Raw genomic sequence first — 24,862 nt, 5'->3', positions numbered from 1 at the left:
TAGTGTTCGGGCGTGTTCGAATTAGTGCGGATTCTTGAGTGTTAGCCCAACAGCGCCAGGCCGCCATCCTCGACCGGGTGCGCGCCGCGGGTGGCGTCCGGGTCAGTGAGCTGGCGTCCGAATACGGCGTCTCCGACATGACCATCCGCCGCGACCTGGAGTCGCTGGCCGACCGCGGGCTCCTGGCGAAGGTACACGGCGGAGCGACCACCGTGAGCCCCGGATCGGCGCACGAGCCGGGCTTCGCCGCCAAGTCGGTGCGCCAGCGCGCCGAGAAGGCCGCGATGGCCGGGCACGCCGCCGCGCTGGTCTCGCCGGGCGACGCGATCGCGCTGTCGGCCGGCACCACCACCGCCGGGCTCGCCCAGCGCCTGGTCGACGTGCCCGACCTGACCGTGGTCACCAACTCGATCCCGGTCGCCGACGTCTTCTACCGGGCCGGGCGCCCCGACCAGACGGTGATCCTGACCGGCGGCACCCGTACGCCGTCGGACGCCCTGGTCGGCTCGGTCGCGGTCGCCGCGATCCGCTCCCTGCACCTGGACATGCTGTTCCTGGGCGTCCACGGGATGAGCGAGCGGGCCGGCTACACCACCCCCAACCTGATGGAGGCCGACGTCAACCGCGCCCTGGTCGAGGCGGCCGAGCGGCTCGTCGTGCTCGCCGACCACACCAAGTGGGGCACCGTCGGCATCTCCTCGATCGTTCCGCTCGAGCGCGCCGACGTGCTCATCACCGACGAAGGCCTCGACCTGCAGGCCCGCACCCTGCTGGAGGAGACCGTGCCCGAGCTCGTAGTGGTGACCGCGCAATGACGTTCACCAGCCGCACCGCGATCCGTCTCGCCGACGGCCGCGAGTTGATCTATTTCAACGAGGCCGACGCCTCGCACCGAGCGTCGTTCACCGACAAGCGCGAGCTGCCCCCGCCGCCGCCGGCCTCGCAGCTGCGCTACGACCCGCTGGTCGACGAGTGGGTGGCGGTCGCCGCGCACCGGCAGACCCGCACCTTCCTGCCGCCCAGCGACGCCTGCCCGCTGTGCCCGTCGACCGCGGCGTTCTCCAGCGAGATCCCGGCGCCCGACTACGACGTGGTGGTGTTCGAAAACCAGTTCCCGTCGTTCAGCGACCGGATCAAGGCCGACGAGGTCACGTCCTTGACCGATCTGGTGCCGGTCCGGCCCGGCATCGGGCGTTGCGAGGTCGTCTGCTTCACCAGCGACCACAACAGCGCGTTCGGCGCGCTCACCCCGGCCCGGGTGCGCACGGTCGTCGACGCGCTGGCCGACCGCACCGCCGAGATGTCCACCATCACCGGCGTCGCCCAGGTCTTCCCGTTCGAGAACCGCGGCGTCGAGATCGGCGTGACGCTGCACCACCCGCACGGCCAGATCTACGCCTACCCGACCGTTCCGCCGCGCACCCAGGCGATGCTGGGCGCGGCCGCGCGCTATCGCGCCCGGACCGGGGGCGACCTCTACACCGACACGCTCGCGGCCGAACAGAAGGCGGGCGTACGCATCGTGGCCGCCAACGAGCACTGGACGGCGTACGTTCCGGCCGCCGCCCGCTGGCCGTACGAGGTGCAGCTCGCCCCGCACCGCAAGGTCGCCGACATCCCGGCGCTGAACGACGCCGAGCGGGACGCGTTCGGGCCGCTCTACCTGGACGTGCTGCGCCGCTTCGACGCCCTGTTCGGCAAGCCCATGCCGTACATCTCGGCCTGGCACCAGGCGGTGGTCGGCGAGGGTCGTGATCTTGGTTACCTGCACCTGCAGCTGTTCAGCATCCGGCGGGCCGCCGACAAGCTGAAATATTTGGCCGGATCCGAGTCCGCGATGGGTGCTTTCGTCAACGACGTGGTCCCGGAGAAGGCGGCGGAGACGCTTCGCTCGCTCTGAGCCGGCCGCTCCCGCGTGGGACGGCGGTTGCGCTCGGACCATCCGTTGTCAGAGGGTCGGAGTCATGGGATTCGCCTGGTCCAACATGTTCGTCCATCCCGACGAGGATCCGCGCACCGATGGTGGTTACACCGGTGAGCGGGACACCCTCGTCGGGTACCTCCGCGATCAGCGACTGACGCTCGAGCTGAAGTGTGCCGACCTGACCGCGGAGCAGATGGCCGCGCGGGCGGTGGAGCCATCGAAGATGTCGCTGCTGGGGCTGGTGCGGCACATGGCCGGGGTGGAGCAGGGCTGGTTCCGCAACCACATGGCGGGCTTCGAGATGCCCCGCCATTACCGCGAGGACAACCCGGACGGCGACTTCGACGGCGCGATCGCCGACGACGAGGTGGTCAAGGAGGCCTTCACCCGCTGGCGCTCGGAGATCGCGTTCGCCGAGGACTACGTCGACTCGCTCGACGACCTGGGCTACCTCGGCGAGGGCGGCCTGGCCCTGCGCGAGGTCCTGGTCCACATGATCGAGGAGTACGCCCGCCACAACGGCCACGCCGACTTCCTGCGCGAGCGCATCGACGGGCGCGTCGGACAGTAGAGATTTAGGGGCGGGGGGCCCGGGACAAGGCCCCCCGCAGGGGAACAGAACTGGCTGCGCGTGGACCGGGGAGAACCGAGCGGCGCCCGGGACAAGGCAGCCATCGGTGGGCGAATCTCCTCGGCGTCGCAGCCGTCATCCGTTTCGCTGTGAAAAACGAGGGCCCTAACCACTGGTTACGGAACCAAACATGCAATTTGCGCATATCCCCGATCGGGGAACAGAACGGCCGCCGGCATCGCCGGCGGCCGTTTCTGCGGAGTCCGGCGGTCAGCCGAGCTTGCGAGCGAGGTTCTCGTCGAGCGCGTTCATGAACTCGTCGGTGGTCAGCCAGGGCGCGTCCCGCGAGATGAGCAGCGCGAGGTCCTTGGTCATCTGGCCGGCCTCGACGGTGTCGATGCAGACCTGCTCGAGCGTCTTGGCGAACTCGGTCACCTCGGGGGTGCTGTCCAGGACGCCGCGGTGCTTGAGGCCGCCGGTCCAGGCGAAGATCGAGGCGATCGGGTTGGTCGAGGTCTTCTCGCCCTTCTGCCACTGCCGGTAGTGCCGGGTGACCGTGCCGTGCGCGGCCTCGGCCTCGACCGTCCGGCCGTCCGGCGTCATCAGCACCGAGGTCATCAGGCCGAGCGAGCCGAAGCCCTGGGCCACGGTGTCGGACTGCACGTCACCGTCGTAGTTCTTGCAGGCCCAGACGTACCCGCCGTCCCACTTCATCGCGGCCGCGACCATGTCGTCGATGAGCCGGTGCTCGTAGGTGAGGCCCGCGGTGGCGAACTCGGCGGCGAACTCGGTCTCGAAGATCTCGGCGAACAGGTCCTTGAAGCGACCGTCGTACGCCTTGAGGATGGTGTTCTTCGTCGACAGGTAGACCGGGTAGTTGCGCGCCAGGCCGTAGCGGAACGAGGCCCGCGCGAAGTCGCGGATCGACTCGTCGTAGTTGTACATACCCATGCCGACACCGCCGGCCGGGAAGTCGGCGACCAGGAACTCCATCGGCGCCGACCCGTCCGCGGGCGTGAAGGTCATGGTGAACTTGCCGGCCGACGGAGCGACGAAGTCGGTCGCCTTGTACTGGTCGCCGTGGGCGTGCCGGCCGATGATGATCGGCTTGGTCCAGCCCGGCACCAGCCTGGGTACGTTTTCCATGATGATCGGCTCGCGGAAGACCACGCCGCCGAGGATGTTGCGGATCGTGCCGTTCGGCGACCGCCACATCTTCTTCAGGCCGAACTCCTCCACCCGCGCCTCGTCGGGCGTGATGGTGGCGCACTTGACGCCGACGCCGTGCCGCTTGATGGCGTTGGCCGCGTCGATCGTCACCTGGTCGTCGGTCTCGTCGCGATACTGGATCGACAGGTCGTAGTACTCGAGGGGGACATCGAGATAGGGCAGGATCAGCTGCTCCCGGATCTGCTTCCAGATGATCCGGGTCATCTCGTCGCCGTCGAGCTCCACGACCGGGTTTGTGACCTTGATTTTCGCCATCGGCCGGCGCTCCTCTCCCGAAACACATGCTTAGCAGTACGAGCGTACTGCCCGGAGGCGGAAGATCGTCGACCGCCCCCGACCTGGCGTTATCCAGATCGCTATTGCCCGTTTTCCCTCAGGTCAGCGGGTTATCCACAGGCCCGAGAACAGGCACGCGGGGAACCCCCCACGCCCGGCACAATCTCCCTCATGCCATTCACGCACACCGTCGGGCGGCTCACGGTCATCGCGCTGCAAGACGCCGAGGGCCCGTTTCCCGACCCCCGGCAGGAGTGTTTCCCCGGCGCCACCGCCGCACAGTGGGCCGAGGCCGATGCGCTCGATCCGGCCGCGCGCGGCTCCGGCGGGGAGTGGTGGCTGCGTTTCCGGAGCTACGCGATCCGGGCCGGCGATGGTCCGGTCACCCTGGTCGACGCCGGGATCGGCCCTGAGGGCTCGCTGGCGGCCGATTGGGCCCCGGTGCCGGGTCACCTGCCCGACGAGCTCGCCGCGGCCGGGATCGCGCCGTCAGAGGTCTCCGCGATCGTGCTGACCCACCTGCACAACGACCACATGGGCTGGGCGGTCCCGCGCGACTCACCGTTCACCCACGCCCGGGTGATCGTGCAGCAGGCCGACTTCGACGCCTACCGGGCCAACCGCGACCAGGCGGGCCAATATGACCTGCTGATCGAGCCGCTGTGGGCCCAGGGCCGGCTGCAGGTGCTCGACGGCGACCACGACCTGAGCCCCGGCCTCCGGGTCCTCTCGACGCCCGGGCACACCCCGGGCCACCAGACCGTGCTCGTCGAGGACGGCGACGACAGCCTGCTGGTGACCGGCGACCTGCTGGTGCACGCGATCCAGCTGCTGCACCCCGAGTTGGCCTATGCGAGCGACGTCGACCCGGAGCGGGCCCGCGCGAGTCGCCGCAAAGCGCTGGCCGAGGCCGGCGGCCGGGGCACGACACTGGCCATCTCGCACCTGGGCACGGCCTTCCGCGAGCTGCCGTTGGGGTGACCGACAAGCGGAAAGGCCGGGGCCACCGGCCCCGGCCTTTCCGAAAAAGCAGCGCGCTCAGAGGTTGGCGACGTCCGCCTGCTTGGCGCGGACGGCCTCGGCGGCCTCCTTGAGGCCGGCGATCTCGGTGTCGGTGAGCTTCTCCTCGACGACCTTCTTGATGCCGTCCCGGCCGACCTGAGCCTCGACGCCGAGGTAGACGCCGGAGATGCCGTATTCGCCCTCGACCCAGGCGCAGACCGGCAGGACCTCGCCGGAGTCCTCGATGACGGCCTTGGCCATCCGGGCCGCGGCGGCCGACGGGGCGTAGTAGGCCGAACCGGTCTTCAGCAGCGCGACCACCTCGGCGCCGCCGTTGCGGGTGCGGACGACGAGCTCCTCGATCTTCTCGGCCGGGAGCAGGTCGGACAGCGGCTTGCCGTCGACGGTGCAGCGGGACGGCACCGGCACCATGGTGTCGCCGTGCGAGCCGAGGGTGAGCGCCTTGACGCTCTTGACCGGCACCGCGAGGGTCTCGGCGATCGAGTTGGTGAAGCGGGCCGTGTCGAGCACGCCGGCCTGGCCGAAGACCCGGTTCTTGGGGAACTGGGTGGCGAGCTGCGCGAGCGCGGTCATCTCGTCGACCGGGTTGGAGACGACGATGACGACGGCGTTCGGCGCGTACTTCGCGATGTTCTCGGCGACCTGGCGCACGATCTTGGAGTTGACCTCGAGCAGGTCCATCCGGCTCATGCCCGGCTTGCGCGGGAGGCCGGCGGTGACCACGACGACGTCCGAGCCCTCGATGGCCTCGTAGCCCTCGCCGTTCGGGCCGGTGGACACGCCGACGACCTTGGTCTCGAAGCCCTCGATCGGCCGGGACTGGTTCAGGTCGAGCGCGAGTCCGGCCGGCTTGCCATCGATGATGTCGGTGAGCACCACGGTGTCGAAGATGTCGTACTCGGCCAGGCGCTGCGCAGTCGTCGAGCCGTAGAAACCGGCACCTACGACGGTTACCTTCTTGCCCATAGCTCTGCCACTTCCAGTCTCGGGACGATTTTCGCGACCGTATCAGTCGGTTAACGGGGTATTTCCTGCCGGTCGACTTAACGCGAGGTAAGCCACTCCGCGCGCTCGACCACGTTCGTCAACAGCATGGCCCGGGTCATCGGCCCGACGCCGCCCGGAACCGGAACAACACCCCCGGCGACCTCGCGGACCGACGGGTCGACGTCGCCGGTGTAGCGGCCCTTGCCGTCCTCGCCGACCACCCGGGTGATGCCGACGTCGACCACGGTCGCGCCGGGCTTCACCATGTCCGCGGTGATCAGCCCGGGTACGCCGACCGCGGCCACCACGATGTCCGCCCGCCGGGTGTGCGCGGCCAGGTCGCGGGTGCCGGTGTGGCAGAGCGTCACGGTCGCGTTCTCCGCGCGGCGGGTGAGCAGCAGGCCGAGCGGGCGGCCCACGGTGGTGCCGCGGCCGACCACGGTGACCTCGGCGCCCTTGAGCGGCACGTCGTTGAGGCGCAGCAGGTGCACGATGCCGCGCGGGGTGCACGGCAGCGGCCCGTCGAAGCCGAGCACGAGCCGGCCCAGGTTGACCGGGTGCAGGCCGTCGGCGTCCTTGTCCGGGTCGATCAGCTCGAGGATCCGGCCGGTGTCCAGGTGTTTCGGCAGCGGCAGCTGAACGATGTAGCCGTTGCAGGCGTCGTCCTCGTTCAGCTCCTTGACGGCCGCCTCGACGTGCTCCTGGGTGGCGTCGGCCGGCAGGTCCCGGCGGATCGAGGCGATGCCCACCTCGGCGCAGTCCCGGTGCTTGCCCTCCACGTAGGCGTGCGAGCCCGGATCGTCGCCGACCAGGATGGTGCCGAGACCGGGCACGACGCCGCGCTCGCCGAGCGCCTTGACGCGGGCCCGCAGGTCGTCCTTGACCGCCGCCGCGGCCGCCTTCCCGTCCAGGATTCGCGCCGTCACAAGTGAGCCCTTCAGCCGGAAACGGTGGCCCCGTAGGCGGTCGCGAACAGCGCCGCCTGAGCCAGGTCGATCTTGGCGCCGGTGATGTCGACGCCGCGCAGCTCCACCCCGTCGAGGTCGGCACCGCGCAGGTCGGTGCCCTTGAGCACGGCGTCCTTGAGCCGCGCGTTCGACAGGTCGGCGCCGCGCAGGTCGGCCCGGCTGAGGTCGGCGCCCATCAGGTCCGCCTCCCGCAACCGTAGGCCGCCGAGCTTGGCCGCGGTCAGGTTCTGCCCGCGCAGCGACACGAAACCCCAGTCGCCGCCGTCCACGGTCAGCGGCCGGAGCCCGCAGTCGAGGAACTGGGTGCCGGTCAGCTTGCAGCCGATCAGCGCCGCGTCGAAGAAGGAGCACCGCTGCAGCGTCGACTGCATGATCGCCACCCGTTCCAGGGTGGCCGCGTTGAACCGGACGTTCCCGAACGTGCAGTGGGTGAAGACGCAGCCGGTGAGCCGCGCCTCCGACCAGTCGACGTCGTGGAACGCACAGTCCTCGTAGCGGATACCGGTGACCTCCTCGAGCGCCCAGTCGGTGCCCTTGTAGGTCTGGTCCTGGATCAGGTGCTCCGTCATCGGCGTGTCCGTCAGTGGTAGAAGTGCCGGGTACCGGTCAGGTAGACGGTCAGTCCGGCCTTCTCGGCCGCCTCGATCACCAGGTTGTCCCGGATCGAACCGCCCGGCTGCACCACCGCCGTGATCCCGGCCGCGATCAGCACCTCGAGCCCGTCCGGGAACGGGAAGAACGCGTCCGAGGCGGCCACGCTGCCCTTGGCCCGGTCGGTGCCGGCCCGCTCGACCGCGAGCCGCGCCGAGTCGACCCGGTTGACCTGGCCCATCCCGACGCCGACCGTGGCGCCCTCGTGGGCCAGCAGGATCGCGTTGCTCTTCACGCTGCGGATCGCCCGCCAGGCGAACGCCAGGTCGGCCAGGATCTCCGGGGAGGCGGCCGCACCGGTGGCCAGGGTCCAGCCGGCCGGGTCGTCGCCGGGGGCGTCGATCCGGTCCGCCAGCTGCACCAGCACACCGCCGCCGACCTGCTTGATCTCGGCGGGCGGCGGGTTCCAGGCCGGCGCGACCAGCACGCGCAGGTTCTTCTTCGCGCGCAGCACCTCGAGCGCCTCGGTCGCGAAGGACGGCGCCACGATCACCTCGGTGAATATCTCGCCGAGCTGCTCGGCGAGCTCCAGGCTCACCTCGCGGTTGACCGCGATCACGCCGCCGAACGCGGACACCGGGTCGCAGGCGTGCGCCTTGCGGTGCGCCTCGGCCACGTCGGCGCCGACCGCGATGCCGCACGGGTTGGCGTGCTTGATGATCGCCACGCACGGGTCGGTGAAGTCGTTGGCGCTGCGCCAGGCCGCGTCCGCGTCGACGTAGTTGTTGTACGACATCTCCTTGCCGTGCAACTGCTGCGCCTGGGCCAGCCCGGCCGGCGCGTTCGGGTCGACGTAGAGAGCGGCCTGCTGGTGCGGGTTCTCGCCGTAGCGCAGGGTGGCCTCGCGCTGGAGCGCCAGCCCGGTGAACTCCGGCCACTCCTGCGGGTCCAGGGTGGTCGCGCACCAGTTGGCGACGGCCACGTCGTACTCCGCGATGTCCGCGAAAGCGCGAGCCGCGAGGTGCTTGCGCTGCTGCAGCGAGAAACCGCCCTCGGCGAGAGCGGTCACGATCAGGGGGTACGCCTCGACCGACGTGACCACCGCGACCGAGGGGTGGTTCTTCGCGGCCGCGCGGACCATCGCCGGGCCGCCGATGTCGATCTGCTCGACGCACTCGTCCACGCTCGCGCCCGACGCCACCGTCTGGGTGAACGGGTAGAGGTTGCTCACCAGCAGGTCGAACGGCTCGATCTCGAGCTCGGCCAGCTGCTGTTCATGGGTTTGGAGGCGGCGGTCGGCGAGCAGGCCAGCGTGCACCCGCGGGTGCAGCGTCTTGACCCGGCCGTCCAGGCACTCGGGGAAGCCGGTCAGCTCCTCGACCTTGGTCACCGGCACGCCGGATTTCTCGATCGTGGCGGCGGTCGAGCCGGTCGAGACGATCTGGACCCCGGCCGCGTGCAGCGCCTGGGCAAGGTCGACGAGGCCGGTCTTGTCATACACGCTGAGCAGCGCCCTGCGAAGAGGGCGGCGGCCGTCTGCACTCACGGGATACGTACCTTCCTGTTCTCGATGGTCCAGCCCTCGCGGACGAGCCGGCCGACGTGGTCGACCAGTTGGGCGCGCTCGGCCACCTTGATCCGCTCGGTGAGCGTCTCCTCCGTGTCGTCGTCGAGCACGGGGACGCTGACCTGGGCGATGATCGGGCCGGTGTCGACGCCGGCGTCCACGAAGAAGAGTGTCGCGCCGGCGACCTTCACGCCGTAGGCGAGCGCGTCCCGCGGGCCGTGGATGCCCGGGAACGACGGCAACAACGCGTTGTGCGTGTTGATGTAGCGATCGCCGAACGCGGCCAGGAAGGCCGGCCCGACCAGCTTGAGGAAGCCGGCCGAGACGACCAGGTCGGGCTTGTGCTCGGCGACGTGGGCGGTGAGGGCCGCGTCCCAGTCGTCGCGCGTCTCGTAGGCCTTCAGCGAGTCGACGAAGGTGGGCACACCGGCGGCGGCCGCCCGGTCGAGACCGGCGATGCCGTCGCGGTCGGCGCCCACCCCGACGACCTGCGCGCCATAGGCGGGGTCGGCGGCGGCGTCGAGCAGAGCCTGCAGATTGCTGCCCGATCCGGAGACGAGGACGACCAGGCGGGCGGGCGCGGGGTCAGTCACCCGAGAACCCTATCTCCGCCGCGGCGAGCCGCGGCCAACGGGGCATTCAGCCTGGGCGGCCGGTCACGCTTTCGGGGCCGTCAGCTTTTGGGAGCGGGTGCGAACGTACGGGCGGCGGCCGCACCCAGCGAGGCCGACAACGCCACCACGATCGTCGCGACCAGCGCCACCTGCCACGGGTCGGGCCCGATGGTGGCGAGCCGGCCGTCGCCGAGCGGCCCGCTGGACGCCCGGCTCATCACGCCGAGCACGAGACCCGCCACCGGGCCGGCGAGCAAGCCCCCGCCGAGCACCGTGGACCAGGGCAACTCCGGTTTCCGACCGGGCCCTTTTTTCGGACCGGCCCGGCCGCTCTTCTCGTCGCCGAGCGCGGCCCGGTTGAGGCGCAGGATCAGCAGCCAGCCCGCGGCCATCCCGGCCAGCACCGGAACGGCCAGCAGCACCGCGCCGGCCGCGCCCATCGGCCCGTCCGGCACCCCGGCCAGCAGCGGCAGCGCCGGCAGCTTGCCGACCATCACCTCGGTGAGCCCGACCTCCGAGCCGGTGCCGAGCGCGAAGCCCGGCCCGAGCAGGTAGGCGGCCGCCCACACCGCGGCGTTCCCGCCGTAGGCGAGGCTGAGCAGCGTGATGCCGGCCTGACCGGCCACTCCGGTGTGATAGACGGAGATCGTGTCGGCGGCCTGGCCGCCGCCGACCGCCACCGACAGCCCGGCCGCCGCGGCTCCGGCGGCCAGGATGAACAGCGCGGCCATCACGCCGGTGCGCAGGCCGTCGCGCATGACCCGCGGCGTGCGGCGGGCCAGCACGCTCAGCGCGTCGGTGCCGCGCACCGACCCGGCGAGCGATCCGAGCAGGCCCAGCAGGAAGAAGTTGATCGCGGCCCGGGCCGGGGTGACGTCGGTGCCCCGGCCGTCGACCGCGAGCGAGGCGACCGAGCCGAGCAGCGAGTAGGTCAGGCCGATGCTGAAGGCCACCAGCAGCGCGTCGCCGATCTTGCCCGACCGGCGGGCGCCGATCGCGCGGGTGACGTGCAGGCCGGCCCGGTTGAGCCGCCAGACGATCAGGCCGGTGAGCAGCAGCGGTGGCAGGCCGAGCGAGCCGGCCGAGGTGCCGATCGGGACGCCGTGCCCGAGCAGCCAGCCGGCCAGGCCGGCGTGTGCGGCACCGCCGAGACCGCCCTGGCCTTCGAGGGTGCGGGCCATCCCGATGACCGCGGCGACCGGGAGGTAGCTGAGGGCGGCCGCCCACAGCGTGGCGAACGCGACCGCGACCGGCAGCGGGGCACGCCGGCTGCGCGGCGGCGGCTTGCGCTGGCCGGGCACCTTGACGGTGGGTTGCGCGCCGAGCTTCTTGTCGTCGACCAGCACCGTCGGCCGATCGCCGGCCTCCAATGCCCCGGTCGGACGGTCGATCGCCTCGGTGGCGCGCTCGACCGGCACGGTCTCCCGCGGGGCGGCCGGCGCGTCGAGGGCCGCCTCGGCGACCGCGAACGGGTCGTCCGAGCCGTCGGGACGGTCGGTTGTGCTCGGCATCGCCGCCTACTTTTCCACGAGAGAGGGCTTGCGGCGACGCAGATACAGCGGCGCGCCGCCAATCGGGTCGCATTGACCCGAGCGACGGCGCGCCCTTGTGGTGCGTACCAAATCAGCTCATGACCTCGCGCATGAGCCGCGCGGTCTCGCTCGGGGTCTTGCCGACCTTGACGCCGACGGCCTCGAGGGCCGCCTTCTTGGCGTCGGCGGTGCCCGCCGAGCCGGAGATGATCGCGCCGGCGTGACCCATGGTCTTGCCGGGCGGGGCGGTGAAGCCGGCGATGTAACCGACCACCGGCTTGGTCACGTTCGCCTTGATGAACTCGGCGGCCCGCTCCTCGGCGTCGCCACCGATCTCACCGATCATCACGATGGCGTCGGTGTCCGGGTCGTCCTGGAACGCCTTCAGCGCGTCGATGTGGGTGGTGCCGATGATCGGGTCACCGCCGATGCCGACCGCGGTCGAGAAACCGATGTCGCGCAGCTCGTACATCATCTGGTAGGTCAGCGTGCCGCTCTTGCTGACCAGGCCGATGCGGCCGGCCGGGGTGATGTCGGCCGGGATGATGCCGGCGTTCGACGCGCCCGGCGAGGCGATGCCCGGGCAGTTCGGGCCGATGATCCGGGTCTTCTGACCGCGGTCGATGTTGAGCGCCCAGAACGCGGCCGAGTCCTGCACCGGCACGCCCTCGGTGATCACCACGGCGAGCGGGATCTCGGCCTCGATGGCCTCGACGACCGCGCCCTTGGTGAACGCCGGCGGGACGAAGATGACCGACACGTCGGCGCCGGTCTCCTTGATCGCCTCGGCCACGGTCGCGAAGACCGGCAGCGAGACGCCGTCGAAGTCCACGGTCGTGCCCGCCTTGCGCGGGTTCACACCGCCGACCACGTTGGTGCCGGCGGCGAGCATCCGCTTGGTGTGCTTGGAGCCCTCCGAGCCGGTGATGCCCTGGACGATTACCTTCGAGTCCTTGGTGAGCCAGATAGCCATGAAGTCACTTCCCCGCAGCCGCGAGCTCGGCGGCGCGCTCGGCCGCTCCGTCCATCGTGTCCACCCGCTCGACCAGCGGGTTGTTGGCGCTGTCGAGGATGGCGCGGCCTTCCTCGGCGTTGTTGCCGTCGAGGCGCACCACGAGCGGCTTGGTGACGCTCTCGCCGCGCTCGGCCAGCAGGGCCAGGGCCTGGATGATGCCATTGGCCACCGCGTCGCACGCGGTGATGCCGCCGAAGACGTTCACGAAGACCGACTTGACCGCCGGGTCGCCGAGCACGATCTCCAGGCCGTTCGCCATCACCTGGGCGCTGGCGCCGCCGCCGATGTCGAGGAAGTTGGCCGGCTTGACGCCGCCGTGCGCCTCGCCCGCGTAGGCCACCACGTCGAGGGTGGACATGACCAGGCCGGCGCCGTTGCCGATGATGCCGACCTCGCCGTCCAGCTTGACGTAGTTGAGGTTCTTGGCCTTGGCCGCCTGCTCCAGCGGGTCGACCGCGGACTGGTCGACCAGCGCCTCGTGGTCGGGGTGCCGGAACGACGCGTTCTCGTCCAGCGTGATCTTCGCGTCGAGCAGCAGCACCCGGCCGTCGCCGACCTTGGCCAGCGGGTTCACCTCGACCAGCGTGGCGTCCTCGGCCACGAAGGCCTGCCACAGCTTCACCGCGATGTCGACGATCTGCTCGGCGACCTCGGCCGGGTATTGCGCCGCGGCCACGATCTCGCGGGCCTTGGCCTCGTCGACGCCCTTGCTGGCGTCGATCGCGATCTTGGCGACCCGGTCCGGCTGCTCCTCGGCGACCGTCTCGATCTCCATGCCGCCGGCCACGCTGGCGATGCAGAGGAAGGTGCGGTTGGCCCGGTCGAGCAGGTAGGAGAAGTAGTACTCCTCCTTGATGTCGGCCGTCTCGGCCAGCATCACCTTGTGGACCGTGTGGCCCTTGATGTCCATGCCCAGGATGTCGGTGGCGCGCGCCTCGGCCTCGTCGGCACCGTCGGCCAGCTTGACGCCGCCCGCCTTGCCACGGCCGCCGACCTTCACCTGCGCCTTGACGACAACCTTGCCGCCGAGCCGCTCCGCGATCGCGCGGGCCTCCTGCGGGGTCTCGGCGACGCCGCCGCCCAGCACGGGCAGCCCGTGCCGTTCGAACAGGTCACGCCCCTGATACTCGAACAGGTCCACGTGTCTCCTTCTCTCGCGACGCCGAGCGCCGGCGAACCGCACCGTTGCGTCCCGACCTGTAAGTACGCGGGCGGTCGTGAACGGCGCCGCCGGCGTGAAGAATGTCCGGCCCGAAAGGGACCCTCTTCCGCAGACTAGCGAGCGGAAGAAGCGCCCCGTAGCGGCGGGTGCGCGGTGTGCAAGACGGCACACCACGCGTCCACCGGACGGGCCGGTTCGTACCCATCAAGCCTGCTCGGCGGCCCGCGCCCACGCACAGCGCCCCTCGCACAACCTTAGGTTGATCCGGGCGTGCTGCCCGGCCTTTCCTTATTGATCTTGTACGTCGTCCGCGGGTCACCCAAAAACTCCCGCGCGGCCGCGTAACCGCCCCGGAAGGGCGTCGTTGAGTGAGGTGTCGGAGCGCTGAGACGAACCGATGCGAAACGGCCGATGCCCTGTCGGTCGAGGGGTGGCGGCGGGGCATCGTGCATGAGAGGCCGGACGTGTGAGGGGTGCGTCCGGCCTCTCCCCTTGCCAGTCGTAGCTGGTGCGGTTTTCCCAGCAAGCGACGCACCGCGGAAACGCGACCGGCCGTAACCATTTGGCTACGGCCGGCGGGTTGTTCCTGGTAACTACGCCACGGGTGTAGTCACATTGGCGCGTACCCATTCGATGATGGATGCCGTGGTGGCTCCCGGGGTGAAAAGTTTGGCGACCCCGAGGGACTCCAATTCGGCAATGTCGTCGGCCGGAATGATGCCGCCGCCAAATACCACGATGTCGCCTGCGTCACGTTCTGCCAATAGCTCGATCACTCTGCGAAACAGAGTCATGTGCGCGCCGGACAGAACGGACAAACCGATCGCGTCGGCGTCCTCCTGAATAGCTGTCTCGACGATCTGCTCCGGCGTCTGATGCAGGCCGGTGTAGACGACTTCCATACCCGCGTCACGCAGCGCACGGGCCACCACCTTTGCACCACGGTCGTGCCCGTCAAGCCCAGGCTTGGCCACGACCACTCTGATGCGTGCCTGCATACCGAACCCTCCGTGTCCACCGGAACACCGTTGTCCTGAACGAACGGTAACCTGCCGACCCCGCCACGGGTAGTCGGCTCCAGATAAGTGAGATCACTTTGAGTGACTGGAAATGTATTCAGAGTGATCTGACCTTACGTTTCTATGCCAATCACAGAGAGTGCGCAACGATGACGCCTGGAAAAGGTAACGAATTCGGACATTCGCTGCACAAAACGGACGGGGAACTGTCAGGGAATTGGCGCTGCGACTTGTGAGTCGGCTGCCGTTTCGTTACCGTGGCGTCCGGCTGCTGAGTGGTTAACCCCAAACAAGCAGCTCGGATGGGCACCCTTCACAGCAATGGTGAGCGGGGATCCGACCGACGAAATGCCACTGACGGAGGGTTGTTCGTGCGCCAGCGCTTGTCGTCTGAGCCCGACCGGTATCGCGGCCGTCGCCGTGTACCCACCCCGCCCCGCAGTCGCTACGCGATCGTCGTCACCTCCGCCTTCATCGGCGCGGGCGTGGTGGCCATCGGCGCCGGTTCCAACCTGCCCAATGCGAAGGACGTCAACCCTGAGGTTCTGCAGAGCCTCAAAAGTGCGAACTCCGCCAGCGAAGCCATCGCCGACCGGTCGACCGACGAGAAGGCCTCCCGTAGTGAGGACCGCGGCGTCGCGAGCAAGACCAAGGTCAGCGCCGAGGAAGCCGCCGCCGATGTGTGGCTGCTCCCCCTGGAGGAATACGAATACACGTCGGCGTTCGGGGTCCGCTGGGGCCAGCTGCACGCCGGTATCGACCTGGCCGCCCCCGAGGGCCTGCCCTACAAGTCGATCCACGCCGGCAAGGTGATTCAGGCCGGCTACTACGGCGGCTACGGCTACTCGGTCACCGTGCAGAACGACGACGGCACCGAGGTCATCTACGCCCACTCGCGGCGGGTGCTGGTCAACGTCGGCGACAAGGTCAAGGCCGGTCAGGTGCTCGGCCAGGTCGGCAACACGGGCAACTCGTACGGCACGCACCTGCACCTCGAGATCCACGTCGGTGGGCAGCCGGTCGACCCCATCCCGTTCCTGCGCGAGCGCGGCGTCGACATCAAGCTCCAGGTCGAGTCGGTGTATGCCGGCATGGCGGCCGCCGCGTCCTGATCCACCCCGTTCCCGCTCAGTCACCCCGGAATCGGGCCGAAAGGCCTTATGTCGGGGTGTTTTCGTCTGCGGGAGGGTTCACGTGCGCACCGCTGGTCGCCACCATCGCGACAACCTGCCCCGCCACCGCGCCGTCAGCAGGCACGGGAGCACCGTGGCGCTGACCGCGGTCCTCGGCGCGGCCCTGGTCACCGGGATCGCCGGCGGCACGGCCGCCGCTGCCAACGCCCGGCACCATCGCGCCACCACCGCCGCCGTTGCGCTCCCCGCCCCGGCCACGGTCACCGACCCCTATCTGGCGGACGTCGACGCGGTGCCGCCGGAGGTGCTGCGCGAGGGTGGCGCCGGGCGGCTCGCCGACCGTAGCCGGCCCCTGCTGACCCGGGCTCCGGTCTTCGCCGCCCAGGACGTACGCCTCAAATCCCGACCGCAAGCCACCGTCGCCGCCGTCGCCGGCGGCGCCGCCTGGGTGAATCCCCATCCCACCGCCCGGGTGACCTCGTGCTTCGGGCTGCGCTGGGGACGGCAGCACGAAGGCGTCGACATGGCGGCCCCGGACGGGACGCCGATCGTCGCGGCCGGCGCCGGCACCGTGGTGCGGGCCGGCGTGGCCCAGGGCTACGGCAACGCCGTGCTGATCGACCACGGGGACGGATGGCTCACCCACTACGGGCACCTGTCGGTGATCACCGTGGTGGAGGGGCAGCGGGTGGCCGCCGGGCAGCAGATCGGCAACGAGGGCTCGACCGGCCACTCCACCGGGCCGCACCTGCACTTCGAGGTGCACCAGGGTTTCTATCAGAACCCGGTGGAGCCGACCGCCTGGATGCACGCGCACGGCGTGAACATCCTCGGCTGCTAGATCTTTTCGATCGGCGCGTGCCGCAGGATCAGCCACATCTTCTGGTCGCCGAAGTCGATCTGGGCGCGGGCACCCGGGCCCTGTCCCTCGATCGCGATCACCCGGCCCAGACCGTACCGCTGATGGTTGACCCGATCGCCGACCGCGACCTTGGGTGTCTGCGGCAGCTCGCTCGCCGTCGCCAGCTTGCTGGCGTCGATGCCCAGCCGGCTGGCCAGTTGCTGTGCCTTGGGCGTGCCGCCGGCGAAACCACCACCGCGCCCACGGTCGCCGCCCGCCCGGCCACCCACCCCGCCACCGGTGCCCGACCAGGACGTGTAGCTGCCCGCGGTGCGCTCCCAGCGGATCAGCTCCGGCGGCAGCTCGTCGGTGAAGCGGGACGGCGGATTGTATTGCGGCTGGCCCCAGGCGGCCCGGGTGACCGCGCGGGACAGATAGAGCCGCTGGCGGGCGCGGGTGATCCCGACGTAGGCGAGGCGCCGCTCCTCCTCCAGCTCGGTGTTGTCGCCGAGGGCGCGCATGTGCGGGAAGACGCCGTCCTCCAGGCCGGTCAGGAAGACCACCGGGAACTCCAGGCCCTTCGCCGTGTGCAGGGTCATGAGGGTGACCACGCCCTGGTTGTCCGGGTCGTCGTCGGGCAGCTGGTCGGCGTCGGCCACCAGGGCCACCTGCTCGAGGAAGCCGGCCAGGGTGGCGACCTGCTCTTCGCCCTCCTCCGCCTGAGACTCCACCCGTTCGGTGTACTCCCGGGCCACGCTCACCAGCTCCTGCAGGTTTTCCACCCGGCCCTGGTCCTGCGGGTCGAGGCTCTCCTCCAGCTCGCTGAGCAGGCCGGAGCGCTGCAGCACCGCCTCCAGCACCTCCTCCGGCGGGGAGGCCAGCGACATCTGCCGCAGGTCGTCGAGGAGCTGCACGAAGTCGGCGATGCTGTTGGCCGAGCGGGCCGCGATGCCGGGTGCGTTCTTGGCGTGCCGCAGCGCCTGGCCGAACGAGATGCGCTCGCGCGCGGCCAGCGCCTCGACGCAGGCCTCGGCCCGCTCGCCGATGCCCCGCTTCGGGGTGTTAAGCACCCGGCGGATGCTGACCGTGTCGTCGTCGTTGACCACCGCGCGCAGGTAGCCGAGCGCGTCGCGGACCTCCTTGCGCTCGTAGAAGCGCACCCCGCCGACCACCTTGTAGGGCAGGCCGACCCGGATGAACACCTCCTCGAACACGCGGGACTGGGCGTTGGTGCGGTAGAAGACGGCCACGTCACCCGGGCGCACTTCATCCCGGTCGTGCAGGCGGTCGATCTCGCGGGCCACCCAGTCGGCCTCGGCGTGCTCGGTGTCGGCCACGTAGCCGACGATCTGCTCGCCCGGGCCCTGGTCGCTCCACAGCCGCTTCGGCTTGCGGGACGTGTTGCGGTCGATCACCGCATTCGCCGCCGACAGGATCGTCTGGGTCGACCGGTAATTCTGCTCCAGCAGGATCGTGCGGGCATCCGGGTAGTCCCGCTCGAACTCCAGGATGTTGCGGATGGTGGCACCGCGGAACGCGTAGATCGACTGGTCGGCGTCGCCCACCACGCACAGCTCACCCGGCGGCACGTCCCCGCCGGACTCCCCGACCAGCTCTTTCACCAGCGTGTATTGCGCGTGGTTGGTGTCCTGGTATTCGTCGACCAGCACGTGCCGGAACCGGCGACGGTATGCCTCGGCCACGTGCGGGTGCGACTGGAACAGGTGCACCGTGGCCATGATGATGTCGTCGAAGTCGAGGGCGTGCGCCTCCCGGAGGCGGCGCTGATACAGCTCGTACGCCTCGGCGAGCGCCCGCTCGTTCGGCCCCTTCGCGTCGGCCTTGAAGTCTTCCGGCTCGACCAGCTCGTTCTTCAGGTTGGACACCTGGGCCGCGAGACCTCGCGCCGTATACCGCTTCGGGTCCAGATCGAGCTCGCGGATCACCAGCGTCATCAGGCGGCGCGAGTCGTCGGCGTCGTAGATCGAGAACGTGCTCTTCAGCCCGGCGTGGTCGTGCTCGGCGCGCAGGATGCGCACACACGCCGAGTGGAACGTCGACACCCACATGAGCCGCGCCCGCGGCCCGACCAGGTGGGCGACCCGCTCCTTCATCTCGCCGGCCGCCTTGTTGGTGAACGTGATCGCGATGATCTCGCCCGGGTGCACGTTGCGCTCGGCCAGCAGATAGGCGATGCGGTGGGTCAGCACCCGGGTCTTGCCGGAGCCGGCCCCGGCCACGATGAGCAGCGGCGAGCCGGCATGCGTGACCGCGTCACGCTGCGGCCCGTTGAGGCCGACCAGCAGCGACTCCGGGTCGAGTCGCGGGGCCGGGGCACGCCTCGGCGCCTGCTGCTCGCGCACGGCGGGCATGGCGAAAAGGCCAGGGCTTGGGGGTTCAGTGGAAGGTCGCATCGCGGTGGCAAGTCTAGGCCCACCCCCCGACAAGAATTCCGCCGTCACTCCTCCGCGAGGTACGCCTGAAGCCGAGCATGCCGGAACTGATAGACCGCCCCCACCTGACGCAGCACCCCACGCCGGTGCGCGTCCTCCAGGAACGTCCTGAGCCGCAGCGGCAGCCGCCGCCGAAGCGCCGGCTCGACCCGCGCGATCCCGAACCAGGCCCGGGCCCCACGGCCGATCCCCGGCGCGCCCCGGCGATCGGCGTCTCGGGCCAGGACCGTCAGCCACCGCTCCGCATCCGCGGCCGGAATGTCCAACAGCCGCGAGGCCGGGGATGCCGCGGGTGGCCGCGGCCGGTACACCGTCGGCAGGTACGCGCCCAGCAGATGCCGCTCGACCGCCAGCCGATCGCCGAAGGTCAGCAACTCGGCCGGCGCGGTCCCGGGCTCGCTGTAGGCAGTCCGGGTCAGGTAGACCATCAGCGGGCTGTCCAGCGCCTGCGCCAACGGCCCGTCCGGATGCGACTCGATCTCGTCGAGCACCGCCCGCCACCGGGCCGGCCCGTCGATCTGCCCGCTCGGCAGATAGTCCACCAGCTCGACCGCCCCCACCGGCGCGATCTCGATCACGGCCGCCCCGGGCAACGGCCGCCCGGTGGCCGCCATCAACTCCTCGTATTCCTGGGCGCGGCACGTCAGCACGAACGGCCGCTTCCCGCCGAGGGCGTCGTCAAGAGCCGCGATGGCCGCCGGATGCAGCGCCACCGGCATCTCGTCGAGCCCGTCCAGAATCGGCAGCACCCGGTCCCGCTCGACCAGCTCGCGCGCCATCTCCCGGCCGAGGAACGGGTGCTGCTCGGCCAGCTGCCGGGCCAGCCACGCGTCGAGATGCTCGGCCGGATCCCACCCGGCGATGTTGAGCAGCACCGGCACCGGGTCGCCGGGCGGCGGCTCGTCGAGCAGCCCGTTGACCAGCAGCACCGCCAGCGACGACTTCCCCGCCCCGGGCGCGCCGATCACCACGAGCTTGCGTTGCGGCAACTGCCGGAAGGCGGCGGCGATCCCCATCACGTCGCCGTGCAGCTTCAGCCTGGTCACGCCGGGCCCGACGATCGCCGTCGGATCGGCCTGCACCGGTCGCGCGGTCGAGGCCCACCGCACGTGCAGCGGCTCGGAGTGCAGCAGGCCGCGCCCGGTCGCCTCGCGCGTCCACTGCCGACGGATGCGCAGCGCCAACTCCTCGCCCGCCTGCCGCAGCCGCTCGGCCGGCTCGACCGCCGGCCGGCGCTGCACGGACACCGTGATCACCGCGCCGGCGATCGCCACCAGGCAACTGAGCACACTGGCCAGCTGATCACTCACGGACAACAGGTCGCTGTGCAGCACCAGGTAGGACAGGACCAGGACGCCCAGCCCCACGCTCACTACCCAACCCCAGGCCCGCATGCCAATCATCTTGCCGAGGGGGTGCGACAGAAACGAGTGTCTGTTTCAATCGGCCGACATACCGGGTCCGGCCCAGGAGGTGCGGTGCGGGACTTCACTCAACCGCCCGACCGGGTCCGGCAGGTCGGCGGCCTGGTCCTGGCCGCGGTTCTGGCCATCACCGTCGCGGTGATGGTCACCGATCCGGGCGACCCCACCCGGGTGATCCCGGCCGGGGCCGCCCCCGTCGCCGCGAAACCGGCCGACTCCCTCGCCGAGATCCTGACCGCCCAGGCCGCGGCCCTCACCCGAGGCGACCAGGCCGGCTGGCTCAAGCCGGTGGCCCCGGCCTTGCAGAAGCGCTACCGCGACCTCTTCCGATCCCTCCACGCCCTGCATGTGACCGAAGTGGACTACAAGATCACGGAGCGCGGGAAAACGACCGTCGAGGTCGAGCTCGCGTATTGCTTCAGCCAAGCAAGCTGCCCGAAGGAAAAGCCCAGGATCGCCCAGAAGCTGACCGTCACCACGTCCAATGTGATCACCGCCCTGGCCGAACCCAGCCACCGCACCGATCTCCAGCCGACCCCGTGGGAGGCCGGCGGCCTGGTCTTCGCGCAGGGAAAGCGGGTGACGGTCGGCGCTCCCCCGGCCCTGAAGAGTCGCCTCGGCGAAATCGTCAAGATCGCCGACCGGGCCGCGGCCGTCAACGACCGCTTCGCCGCCTACGTCGACAACCGCCAGCCCCGGTACCGCCTCTTCATCGCCACCGACAGGCTGTGGCGCAGTTGGTACGGCGGCAAGGCCACCGACTGGGCGGTCGGCTACATGCAGCCGCTGGGCGAGGCCGGTGCCGATGTGGTGATCAACCCGAGCCGGCTGCGGACGACCGAGGCACTCCGCGAGGTGATCCAGCACGAGTTCGGGCACGTCGCCACGATCGGCGGGGTAACTTCGCGGCACGAGGACATGTGGCTGGTCGAGGGGGTCGCCGAGTACATCGGGGCCCAGCCCAAGCGGGCCGCCGACACGTACAACCGGAAGGCCCTCCGCCGGCCCACCGTGCTGGCCGCCCGCCCGCTCCGGGACGGCGCGGGCGACAAGGAGGTCGCCGCCTTCTACGCGCAGGGGCACTTCGCGATGGACTGCCTGGTCACCGCGTTCGGCGAGCCGCGCGCGATGGAATTCGTCCGGTTACGGCTGCGCCTGGGCACCGAGCTGGACGAGGCGGCGCGCAGTGTGTTCGGTACAGATTTCCGACATGTGACCACGACGTGTGTCAATTGGATGGGGCACCAGGTCGGATAGCCGACCAGCAACAGACTTGTCACCTGAACGTTGTGGCGCTTACCTGCGTCGATGGTCCAAGCTGGCGGACATTGATCGACCGTTCACCCTCACCGGGAGTTCTCTTACTATGAACCGCCACCGTCGGGTGCTGCGTCATCTCGCCGCGCCCGCCCTCGCCCTGGCCGTCGTGGCCGCCCTGCCGATCGCCCAGAAGGCGGAGAAGGCAGCCCCGCCCGCCGAGTTCAAACCGGTGAGCGTGTCGTTCGGCGGCGCCGCGCACGGGTCCAAGGTCGCCAAGGGACAGTTCCTCAGTTACAACGACTTCCACGGCGCGATCGACCCGCCCGGTGGCAGCGGCGCCGTGGTCAACGCGTCCGGCACGAGCACCCCGGCCGGCGGCGTGGAATACCTCGCGACGTACCTCAAGAAGCTCCGCGCCGAGGCGAAGGCCGAGGGCCGGCAGACGCTGACCGTCGGCGCCGGCGACCTGATCGGCGCGACCCCGCTGGTCAGCGCCGCGTTCCACGACGAGCCGACGATCGAGCTGATGAACCAGATCGGCCTGCAGGTCAGCTCGGTGGGCAACCACGAGTTCGACGAGGGCGTGGCCGAGCTGATCCGCCTCCAGCGCGGCGGCTGCCACCCGACCGACGGCTGCCAGGACGGCGACCCGTTCAAGGGCGCGAAGTTCACCTACTTGGCCGCGAACACGATCGACAACAAGACCGGCCTGCCCATCCTCCCGCCGATCGACATCAAGATCGTCGACGGCGTCCCGGTCGGCTTCATCGGCCTGACCCTCGAGGGCACGGCCGGCATCGTCAACCCGGCCGGCATCAAGAACGTGCACTTCACCGACGAGATCGTGACCGCCAACAAGTGGAGCAACCTGCTCAAGCTGTTCGGCGTGAAGGCACAGGTCCTGCTGCTGCACGAGGGCGGCGCCCAGGCCACGGCCACCCCGACGCCGGGCGTGTCCGACTGCTACAACTTCACCGGCCCGGTGGTCGACATCGTCAAGGGCCTCAACCCGGAGATCGGCCTGGTCGTTTCCGGTCACACGCACCGCTTCTACTCGTGCAGCCTGCCCAACTCGAAGGCGACGAGCGTGGTCACCAGCGCCGGCACCAACGGCCAGCTGATCACCGACATCGACTACTCGATCGACAAGCGCAGCGGCCGCTTCGCCGAGATCACCGCCCACAACGTGATCGTCCAGAACGGCGTGACCGACGGCGCCGGCGGCTGGAAGAAGGACGCGAACGGCGTCTACCTGAAGAACCCCGACACGGTCGACGCCGGCGCCAAGAAGATCGCCGACAAGTACCGCACCGCCGTGGCCCCGATCGCCAACAAGATCGTCGGAAAGATCACCGCCGACATCACCCGCACCGCGACGGCAGCCGGCGAGACCCCGCTGGGCGACGTGATCGCCGACGGTCAGCTGGCCTACACGAAGTCGGCCGGCGCCCAGCTGGCCCTGATGAACCCGGGCGGCATCCGAGCCGACTTCGACGCCGAGGCATCCGCCGGCGGCGAGGCCAACGGCGAGGTGACCTACGGCGAGGCCTTCACGGTCCAGCCGTTCAACAACCTGGTGGTCACCCAGACCTTGACCGGCGCCCAGATCAAGGACGCCCTGGAGCAGCAGTTCGTCGGCTACAAGGGCCAGACCTCCACCAAGATCCTCCAGGTCTCGGCCGGCTTGACCTACACCTGGACCGCCTCGGCGGCCCTGGGCTCCAAGATCACCAACCTGGCCCTGAACGGCACTCCCATCGACCCCGCCACCAGCTACTTGGTGACAACGAACGACTTCCTGGCCAACGGCGGCGACGGCTTCTCCGTCCTGGCCACCGGCACCGGCCGGGTAACGGCCCCAGGCTTCGACATCGACGCCTTGATCGCCTACCTCGGCGCCGGCGCCCCGGTCGCTCCCGGCGACACGAAGCGAATCAGCACCACCGCCTGACGCCACCCCTCGACGGCCCGCCGAACACCACGTTCCGGCGGGCCGTCGCCTTCCCAAGCCCCGCGCCACCAGATCACCAGATCACCAGATCACCAGCGACAACCATCGCCCCAGCCCTCACCCCACCGAGCCGTCGGCGCCCCACCCCGGCGACAACACCACCCTCCACGCGAGGCCACCCCACCATCACCCAGCCGTCGGCGACCTACGCAAGCGACAAATGCCGCCTTCTACGCGCGGGCATCCCATCCTCACCCAGCCGCCGGCGACCTACGCAGGCGACGGCAACAGCATATTTTTTCGTACGCGCGCCGACTTCCCCAACCGCAAAGGTGGCGGCCCCCGCCTGCACGTCCGGGGCAGGCACCCACGCCCACGACAGGCGCCGGCCACCGGCCCGCCGGGTCCCAGCGCCACCGGCCCGCCGATCCCAGCGCGACCGGCTTTGCCCTGATCGACGGGCACAATCGCCGTCCCACGGATCGGGCGGTTTCCTTGCGGACCGGTTCCGGACGGGGGCATACTCGGCTGCGTGATTCAGCGGGCACGATTTTTTTACTACGGCACCGGAAGTCCGGCAGCCGTAGGCCTCGTCTGAACGACAGACCTACATCAAGCCCCGGGCTTCCCAGCCCGGGGCTTGATGCTGCCCGGGCCGGGTCGACCGGGGCGCAAGCACCCGAGGAGCAGAAGATGACCGCCGACGTGGTGGACCAGACGACCGGCGCGGGCGACCCGTTGTCCGCCGACGAGATCCGCGCCAAGCGCGAGCGCATCGACGAGATCGACCAGGCCATCATCGACCTGTGGCTGGAGCGGGCCAGCCTCTCCCAGGAGGTAGGCAAGACCCGCATGGCCAGCGGCGGCACCCGCTTGGTCCTGTCCCGGGAGCGCGAGATCGTCGAACGCTTCCGCGAGGCCCTGGGCCCCGACGGCACCCAGATCGCCCTGATGATCCTCAGAGCAGGCCGCGGCCCCCTGTAGGCCAGCCCCACCCGAGACGCCGGCCAACGACCCAAACACCACGCCGACCGAGTGCCGGTTTCGCACGGCTGCCCGCCACCTGCAGCCGCGCCGACGCCGGCCCGGCCACCCACAACGCGAAACTCCACCGACCGCTCGCCACCCGGCCGGCCCCGCAGCGATCTTGTGGAACTTCGCCCACATCGGGCGGTCTTGCCCCGGAACATGTGTCAGGGCGAAGTCCCGGTAGATGCGTCACTCGCTGTTGATCATGGCTAAGTGCCCACACCGGGCGGCGCCCCAGCAACTTGTCGAATAACCGCACACATCGCACATCAACTCGACAAGATCGCGGCGG

21 protein-coding genes are annotated in these 24,862 nt (G+C 70.2%); 9 read left to right on the top strand and 12 right to left on the bottom strand.

Annotated features, from left to right (window positions below; all coding sequences use genetic code 11):
• The first annotated feature begins 38 nt into the window (after positions 1–38).
• From Adu01nite_RS26630 to Adu01nite_RS26620, 3 genes are all read left to right on the top strand, one after another.
• Complete coding sequence (locus Adu01nite_RS26630; protein ID WP_203730410.1) at positions 39–815, top strand: DeoR/GlpR family DNA-binding transcription regulator; 777 nt, start codon at positions 39–41, stop codon at positions 813–815.
• Positions 812–1,900, top strand: coding sequence for a galactose-1-phosphate uridylyltransferase (galT, locus tag Adu01nite_RS26625; protein WP_203730409.1), 1,089 nt, complete (start codon positions 812–814; stop codon positions 1,898–1,900). The genes Adu01nite_RS26630 and galT overlap by 4 nt, the downstream gene beginning before the upstream one ends.
• 64 nt (positions 1,901–1,964) lie before the next feature.
• A complete protein-coding gene (locus Adu01nite_RS26620; protein WP_203730408.1) occupies positions 1,965–2,495 on the top strand; it encodes a DinB family protein in 531 nt (176 codons plus the stop codon).
• Positions 2,496–2,765: 270 nt separating this feature from the next.
• Here the strand turns inward: Adu01nite_RS26620 and Adu01nite_RS26615 are convergent, their stop codons facing one another.
• On the bottom strand, positions 2,766–3,980 hold the full coding sequence (locus Adu01nite_RS26615) for an NADP-dependent isocitrate dehydrogenase (RefSeq protein ID WP_203730407.1): 1,215 nt from the start codon (positions 3,978–3,980) through the stop codon (positions 2,766–2,768).
• 192 nt (positions 3,981–4,172) lie between these two features.
• Here Adu01nite_RS26615 and Adu01nite_RS26610 point away from each other — a divergent pair, with 192 nt between their 5' ends.
• Positions 4,173–4,982 carry an MBL fold metallo-hydrolase gene (locus Adu01nite_RS26610; protein WP_203730406.1) on the top strand — a complete coding sequence of 270 codons (810 nt, stop codon included), beginning with the start codon at positions 4,173–4,175 and terminating at the stop codon, positions 4,980–4,982.
• Between the two features lie 57 nt (positions 4,983–5,039).
• Here the strand turns inward: Adu01nite_RS26610 and mdh are convergent, their stop codons facing one another.
• The 9 genes from mdh to icmB form a co-directional block, all read right to left on the bottom strand.
• Positions 5,040–5,990, bottom strand: coding sequence for a malate dehydrogenase (gene mdh, locus Adu01nite_RS26605; protein WP_203730404.1), 951 nt, complete (start codon positions 5,988–5,990; stop codon positions 5,040–5,042).
• Between the two features lie 77 nt (positions 5,991–6,067).
• Positions 6,068–6,937: a bifunctional methylenetetrahydrofolate dehydrogenase/methenyltetrahydrofolate cyclohydrolase gene (locus Adu01nite_RS26600; protein ID WP_203730402.1), complete on the bottom strand. Its 870-nt coding sequence runs from the start codon at positions 6,935–6,937 to the stop codon at positions 6,068–6,070.
• 11 nt (positions 6,938–6,948) lie between these two features.
• Complete coding sequence (locus tag Adu01nite_RS26595; protein WP_203730400.1) at positions 6,949–7,548, bottom strand: pentapeptide repeat-containing protein; 600 nt, start codon at positions 7,546–7,548, stop codon at positions 6,949–6,951.
• Positions 7,549–7,559: 11 nt separating this feature from the next.
• Positions 7,560–9,116, bottom strand: a complete 1,557-nt coding sequence (gene purH, locus Adu01nite_RS26590) for a bifunctional phosphoribosylaminoimidazolecarboxamide formyltransferase/IMP cyclohydrolase (protein WP_203730398.1) — start codon at positions 9,114–9,116, stop codon at positions 7,560–7,562.
• Entirely contained in the window at positions 9,113–9,730 is a 618-nt protein-coding gene (gene purN, locus Adu01nite_RS26585; protein WP_203730396.1) for a phosphoribosylglycinamide formyltransferase, read from the bottom strand. The genes purH and purN overlap by 4 nt, the downstream gene beginning before the upstream one ends.
• A gap of 80 nt (positions 9,731–9,810) precedes the next feature.
• The gene (locus tag Adu01nite_RS26580) at positions 9,811–11,262 is read right to left on the bottom strand and encodes a cell division protein PerM (RefSeq protein ID WP_203730394.1); all 1,452 of its coding nucleotides are present in this window, start codon (positions 11,260–11,262) and stop codon (positions 9,811–9,813) included.
• 112 nt (positions 11,263–11,374) lie between these two features.
• Positions 11,375–12,256, bottom strand: a complete 882-nt coding sequence (sucD, locus tag Adu01nite_RS26575; protein WP_203730392.1) for a succinate--CoA ligase subunit alpha — start codon at positions 12,254–12,256, stop codon at positions 11,375–11,377.
• A gap of 4 nt (positions 12,257–12,260) precedes the next feature.
• A complete protein-coding gene (sucC, locus tag Adu01nite_RS26570) occupies positions 12,261–13,439 on the bottom strand; it encodes an ADP-forming succinate--CoA ligase subunit beta (protein WP_203730390.1) in 1,179 nt (392 codons plus the stop codon).
• A gap of 614 nt (positions 13,440–14,053) precedes the next feature.
• On the bottom strand, positions 14,054–14,458 hold the full coding sequence (gene icmB, locus Adu01nite_RS26565) for a coenzyme B12-dependent isobutyryl CoA mutase small subunit (protein ID WP_203730388.1): 405 nt from the start codon (positions 14,456–14,458) through the stop codon (positions 14,054–14,056).
• 392 nt (positions 14,459–14,850) lie between these two features.
• Here icmB and Adu01nite_RS26560 point away from each other — a divergent pair, with 392 nt between their 5' ends.
• Positions 14,851–15,591: a M23 family metallopeptidase gene (locus Adu01nite_RS26560; protein WP_203730386.1), complete on the top strand. Its 741-nt coding sequence runs from the start codon at positions 14,851–14,853 to the stop codon at positions 15,589–15,591.
• Positions 15,592–15,673: 82 nt separating this feature from the next.
• Positions 15,674–16,453 carry a M23 family metallopeptidase gene (locus Adu01nite_RS26555; protein ID WP_239132717.1) on the top strand — a complete coding sequence of 260 codons (780 nt, stop codon included), beginning with the start codon at positions 15,674–15,676 and terminating at the stop codon, positions 16,451–16,453.
• Here the strand turns inward: Adu01nite_RS26555 and pcrA are convergent.
• Positions 16,450–18,825 (bottom strand): DNA helicase PcrA, encoded by a 2,376-nt coding sequence (gene pcrA, locus Adu01nite_RS26550; RefSeq protein WP_203730382.1) that lies wholly within the window; start codon positions 18,823–18,825, stop codon positions 16,450–16,452. The genes Adu01nite_RS26555 and pcrA overlap by 4 nt on opposite strands.
• Positions 18,826–18,911: 86 nt before the next feature.
• Positions 18,912–20,279, bottom strand: coding sequence for an NACHT domain-containing protein (locus Adu01nite_RS26545; protein ID WP_203730380.1), 1,368 nt, complete (start codon positions 20,277–20,279; stop codon positions 18,912–18,914).
• 105 nt (positions 20,280–20,384) lie between these two features.
• Between Adu01nite_RS26545 and Adu01nite_RS26540 the strand changes: the two genes are divergently transcribed.
• The 3 genes from Adu01nite_RS26540 to Adu01nite_RS26530 all read left to right on the top strand — a co-directional run bounded on the left by Adu01nite_RS26540 (position 20,385) and on the right by Adu01nite_RS26530 (position 24,525).
• Entirely contained in the window at positions 20,385–21,587 is a 1,203-nt protein-coding gene (locus Adu01nite_RS26540) for a hypothetical protein (protein WP_203730378.1), read from the top strand.
• 109 nt (positions 21,588–21,696) lie between these two features.
• On the top strand, positions 21,697–23,541 hold the full coding sequence (locus Adu01nite_RS26535; protein WP_203730376.1) for a bifunctional metallophosphatase/5'-nucleotidase: 1,845 nt from the start codon (positions 21,697–21,699) through the stop codon (positions 23,539–23,541).
• A 693-nt stretch (positions 23,542–24,234) separates the two neighbouring features.
• The gene (locus tag Adu01nite_RS26530) at positions 24,235–24,525 is read left to right on the top strand and encodes a chorismate mutase (protein WP_203730375.1); all 291 of its coding nucleotides are present in this window, start codon (positions 24,235–24,237) and stop codon (positions 24,523–24,525) included.
• The last annotated feature ends 337 nt before the right edge of the window (positions 24,526–24,862 follow it).

This window comes from Paractinoplanes durhamensis, assembly GCF_016862175.1.
Lineage (GTDB): Bacteria > Actinomycetota > Actinomycetes > Mycobacteriales > Micromonosporaceae > Actinoplanes > Actinoplanes durhamensis.
Note: the sequence above shows the minus strand (reverse complement) of the source record. Positions and strands in the feature narration are given on the sequence as shown.

Bases quoted from the DNA above. Each gene is read 5' to 3' on its own strand.
- galT (WP_203730409.1), top strand. From the start codon at position 812: ATGACGTTCACCAGCCGCACCGCGATCCGTCTCGCCGACGGCCGCGAG.
- Adu01nite_RS26620 (WP_203730408.1), top strand. From the start codon at position 1,965: ATGGGATTCGCCTGGTCCAACATGTTCGTCCATCCCGACGAGGATCCG.
- Adu01nite_RS26615 (WP_203730407.1), bottom strand. From the start codon at position 3,980: ATGGCGAAAATCAAGGTCACAAACCCGGTCGTGGAGCTCGACGGCGAC.
- Adu01nite_RS26610 (WP_203730406.1), top strand. From the start codon at position 4,173: ATGCCATTCACGCACACCGTCGGGCGGCTCACGGTCATCGCGCTGCAA.
- mdh (WP_203730404.1), bottom strand. From the start codon at position 5,990: ATGGGCAAGAAGGTAACCGTCGTAGGTGCCGGTTTCTACGGCTCGACG.
- Adu01nite_RS26595 (WP_203730400.1), bottom strand. From the start codon at position 7,548: ATGACGGAGCACCTGATCCAGGACCAGACCTACAAGGGCACCGACTGG.
- Adu01nite_RS26580 (WP_203730394.1), bottom strand. From the start codon at position 11,262: ATGCCGAGCACAACCGACCGTCCCGACGGCTCGGACGACCCGTTCGCG.
- sucD (WP_203730392.1), bottom strand. From the start codon at position 12,256: ATGGCTATCTGGCTCACCAAGGACTCGAAGGTAATCGTCCAGGGCATC.
- icmB (WP_203730388.1), bottom strand. From the start codon at position 14,458: ATGCAGGCACGCATCAGAGTGGTCGTGGCCAAGCCTGGGCTTGACGGG.
- pcrA (WP_203730382.1), bottom strand. From the start codon at position 18,825: ATGCCCGCCGTGCGCGAGCAGCAGGCGCCGAGGCGTGCCCCGGCCCCG.
- Adu01nite_RS26535 (WP_203730376.1), top strand. From the start codon at position 21,697: ATGAACCGCCACCGTCGGGTGCTGCGTCATCTCGCCGCGCCCGCCCTC.
- Adu01nite_RS26530 (WP_203730375.1), top strand. From the start codon at position 24,235: ATGACCGCCGACGTGGTGGACCAGACGACCGGCGCGGGCGACCCGTTG.